The following is a 512-nucleotide window of genomic DNA, read 5'->3' as shown; positions in this document are numbered from 1 at the left end:
CGTCTGGATTGTTCACCAATCCAACCCACAAGCACCATCGGCCGGAAGGGTTGTTGAACGATCTGATTTGCCTTGGGTGCACTTCGTTGAACAATCTTTATGCATGCATAGTATGCGGTTTAAGGGTGTTTTCAGCCAACACCCGCCCGTTTGAATCGCGACCTGGGGAAATGCCGGAACAGCACTTCAAAACAGCCCAGAAATGGTCGGAAGGATTGTTCAACGACTGTGAAAACGGCTCGAAATGGGTGTGACGTGCGGATTGTTCAGCAATCCGCACCACCTGCTTACCCCCGGAAATTACCCCCGTTTTCCGAGCGCACACGCAGCAACAGCCCTTAAGACACGAAAAACAGGGCGCTTTAGCCCTGTTCTGCTAGTACGTTTCGCGCCCAACTAGCCGATGAGCCCACTAATAAACACCATGCCCAACATGACCTGGACAAACACCACCGGCATCTTTCGATCTGCTAGCACAATCCTGTCATGTCTCATGACTTTTTGGACATGGA

General features: G+C 51.4%; 1 protein-coding gene. It reads left to right on the top strand.

The features are described 5' to 3' along the window. On the top strand, positions 1–254 hold a 254-nt coding region (locus HMPREF3171_RS12195; RefSeq protein WP_210385598.1), incomplete at its 5' end, for a hypothetical protein. Positions 255–512: the final 258 nt, after the last annotated feature.

Source organism: Corynebacterium sp. HMSC08F01 (assembly GCF_001807545.1).
Lineage (GTDB): Bacteria > Actinomycetota > Actinomycetes > Mycobacteriales > Mycobacteriaceae > Corynebacterium > Corynebacterium coyleae.
Note: the sequence above shows the minus strand (reverse complement) of the source record. Positions and strands in the feature narration are given on the sequence as shown.